The sequence below is a fragment of the Saccharothrix sp. ST-888 genome (genome assembly GCF_000955975.1).
Lineage (GTDB): Bacteria > Actinomycetota > Actinomycetes > Streptomycetales > Streptomycetaceae > Kitasatospora.
The window spans coordinates 1-2916 of the sequence record NZ_JYJF01000227.1; the positions used below are offsets into that span (position 1 = coordinate 1).

2 protein-coding genes are annotated in these 2916 nt (G+C 72.4%); both read left to right on the plus strand.

Annotated features, from left to right (window positions below; genetic code table 11):
• A partial coding sequence (locus UK12_RS32155) for an SDR family NAD(P)-dependent oxidoreductase (protein ID WP_045306748.1) occupies positions 1–1585 on the plus strand: 1585 nt, incomplete at its 5' end.
• A gap of 92 nt (positions 1586–1677) precedes the next feature.
• Positions 1678–2916, plus strand: a 1239-nt coding sequence (locus tag UK12_RS32160; protein ID WP_045306749.1) for a type I polyketide synthase, incomplete at its 3' end; no start/stop codon positions are given.

Genomic DNA, 2916 nt, shown 5'->3' on the forward strand with positions numbered 1-2916 from the left:
GAACGCGACCGCGGTCACGTCCGACGAGGAGGTCGCCGACCTTCCTGCGGCTGCCGTCCTGGGGCTGCTGCGCTCGGCGCAGTCGGAGAACCCGGGCCGCCTAATCCTGCTCGACCTCGACGACGATGCTGCCTCCCTGCGTGCTCTGCCGAACGCCGTCGAGAGCGGCGAGCCCCAACTCGCCCTGCGCTCGGGCAAGGCCCTGGCGCTCCGCCTCGGGCGGGTCCAGGCGGTCGAGGCAGCCGAGGCCGAGCGGCCGGTGCTGGACCCTGAGGGCACGGTGCTGGTCACGGGTGCGACGGGCACGCTGGGTGCGCTGTTCGCCCGGCATCTGGTGAGTGAGTACGGTGCGCGCAGGCTGCTGCTGGTCTCGCGCCGTGGGGCGCAGGCGGAGGGTGCCGCAGAACTCGCTGACAGCCTGCGCGAGTTGGGTGCGGAGCCGGTCTTCGCGGCCTGCGACGTCGCGGACCGCGAGGCGCTTGCCGCTCTGCTGGCCGGGCACCGTCTGACGGCGGTCGTGCACACCGCCGGTGTGCTGGACGACGGTGTGATCTCCTCCCTCACCCCGGAGCGGATCGACAGCGTGCTGCGGCCGAAGGTCGACGCCGCCTGGAACCTGCACGAACTGACGAAGCATCACGATCTCTCCGCCTTCGTCCTGTTCTCCTCCGCTGCCGGTGTCTTCGGCAACGCGGGCCAGGGCAACTACGCGGCGGCGAACGGCTTCCTGGACGCCCTTGTCACCCGGCGCCGCGCCGCCAGTCTCCCCGCCACCTCCCTCGCCTGGGGCCTTTGGGCCGAAGAGGGTGGTATGGCAGCCGAGTTGGAGACGGCGGACGTGCGGCGGATGGCGCGCGGCGGTGTCGCCGCGCTGACCGCCGAGGACGGCCTGCGGCTGTTCGACACCTCGCTGAGCGCCGACGAACCCGTGCTGGTGCCGATCCATCTCGACCTGGCCGCTCTGCGCGGACAGGCCGAGGTGGGCATGCTGCCGCCGGTGCTGCGCGGCCTGGTCCGGGTCTCCGCCCGGAGGGCGACCGCAGCGGGCACCGGTGCGACCGGCCCCTCGCTCGCACAGCGGCTCCTCGGGGTGGCGGAGGCCGACCGGGAGGCCGTCCTGCTGGAGGTGGTGTGCTCGGAGGTGGCGGCGGTCCTGGGCTATGCGGGCCCGAACGCGGTGGAGGCCGACCGGGCCTTCAAGGACCTCGGGTTCGACTCGCTGACCGCCGTCGAGCTGCGCAACCGCCTCAACGCGGCCACCGGCCTGCGACTGCCGGCCACCCTGGTGTTCGACTACCCGACCCCGGCGGCCCTGGTCGCCCTCCTGCACGCGGAGACCGTGCCCGACCCGGCCGACGCGGTGGTCCCGCTGCTGGCCGAACTGGACCGGCTGGAGGCCGCCCTGGCCGACACCGCACCCGACGACGAGGGGCACCTCCGGGTCGCCAACCGCCTGCAGTCCCTGCTCGCGAAGTGGAACGACCAGCAGGTCCCGGCCGAGAACGCCGCTGTCGCCGAGGAGCTCGAAGAGGCCACCGACGACGACCTCTTCGACTTCATCGGCAAGGAATTCGGCATCTCCTGACCCCGGTCCCGACCCCGGTCCGACTTGGCTGATCGCCCGATCACCCGATTCTTCTGCAACATCCCGAGAGGTGACCTGACATGCCGGCTGAGATGGCGGCCGAGGAAAAGCTTCGGTACTTCCTCAAGCGAGTGACGGCGGATCTGCACGAGACCCGTCGCCGGCTCAAGGAGATCGAGGACGGCGAGCACGAGCCGATCGCGATCGTCGGTATGGCCTGCCGCTTCCCGGGCGGGGTGTCCTCGCCCGAGGACCTGTGGCAGCTGGTCTCCACCGGCAGCGACGCGGTCTCGTTCTTCCCGGAGGACCGTGGCTGGGACGTCGAGAACCTCTACCACCCGGACCCCGACCACCCGGGCACCTCGTACGCCCGGGAGGGCGGGTTCCTGCACCGCGCGGGCGCGTTCGACCCCGGGTTCTTCGGGATCTCGCCGCGTGAGGCGATGTCGATGGACCCGCAGCAGCGGCTGCTGCTGGAGACGTCCTGGGAGGCGTTCGAGCGGGCGGGGATCGACCCGGCCACCCTGCGCGGCAGCCGGACCGGTGTGTTCGTGGGCGTGATGTACAACGACTACGGCATGCTGCTCCAGCAGTCCGTCGAGGGCGCCGAGGGGCAGATCGGTACCGGCACCTCGGGGAGCATCGCCTCGGGCCGGGTGTCGTACACGCTGGGCCTGGAGGGCCCGGCGGTGACCATCGACACGGCCTGCTCGTCCTCGCTGGTGGCCCTGCACCTGGCCTGCCAGTCCCTGCGGGCCGGTGAGTCGACGCTGGCGCTGGCCGGCGGCGTCACCGTGATGCTGACCCCCGGCACCTTCGTGGAGTTCAGCCGGCAGCGCGGCCTGGCGGCGGACGGGCGCTGCAAGGCGTTCTCGGACGACGCGGACGGCACCGGCTGGGGCGAGGGCGTCGGCATGCTGCTGGTCGAGCGGCTGTCGGACGCCCGGCGCAACGGCCACCCGGTACTCGGGATCGTGCGCGGTTCCGCCGTCAACCAGGACGGTGCGTCCAACGGCCTCACCGCGCCGAACGGTCCGTCCCAGCAGCGGGTGATCCGGCAGGCCCTGGCCAGCGCGGCGCTGACGAGCGAGCAGGTCGACGTGGTCGAGGCGCACGGCACCGGCACCACGCTGGGCGACCCGATCGAGGCGCAGGCCCTGCTCGCGACGTACGGCAAGGACCGGGCCGAGGACCGTCCGCTGTGGCTGGGCTCGGTGAAGTCGAACATCGGCCACACCCAGGCGGCGGCCGGTGCGGCGGGCGTGATCAAGATGGTGCAGGCGATGCAGCACGGCGTGCTGCCGAAGTCCCTGCACGTCGGCGAGCCGTCC